Annotated in this window: 1 pseudogene; it reads left to right on the top strand. The window is 65.2% G+C overall.

The window, feature by feature from the left end:
* Positions 1 to 177: 177 nt before the first annotated feature.
* Positions 178 to 405: pseudogene (locus ACTJKX_RS38270) on the top strand (hypothetical protein); the annotation flags it as partial.

The following is a 405-nucleotide window of genomic DNA, read 5'->3' as shown; positions in this document are numbered from 1 at the left end:
GCCCGGAGGAGATCGCCTTTTCCAGCGGCTGGATCGATGCCGATCAACTGCGTCACCTCGCCAAGAAGGTCGAGAACAGCAGCTACGGCAAATATCTCCTGCGGGTGCTGGAGGAAGAGTCGCTCCTGTGGTGAGGCCCGTGCGGCCGAAAAACCAGCTTGGGAATCGGGCGAGGACATGCTGTTCAACATCGAATCGGACGAGGGCGGCGAGATCACCGGCTATGTCGTCCCGGACGATTTCGAGAAGACGCCGATCCTGCATGTCCTCGTTGACGGCCAGGTGGCGGCCCGCATCCGCTGCAGCGAGCCGCGCCCGGCCCTGGTCACGGCGGGGCGCCACCTCAACGGCCTGTGCGGCTTCCTGCTCAACGATGCCAATGTGCCCGGCCTCGGCGCCATGCGC

This window comes from Labrys sp. 22185 (assembly GCF_052045555.1).
GTDB lineage: Bacteria > Pseudomonadota > Alphaproteobacteria > Rhizobiales > Labraceae > Labrys > Labrys neptuniae.
This window is presented reverse-complemented; position numbering and strand designations above follow the sequence as displayed.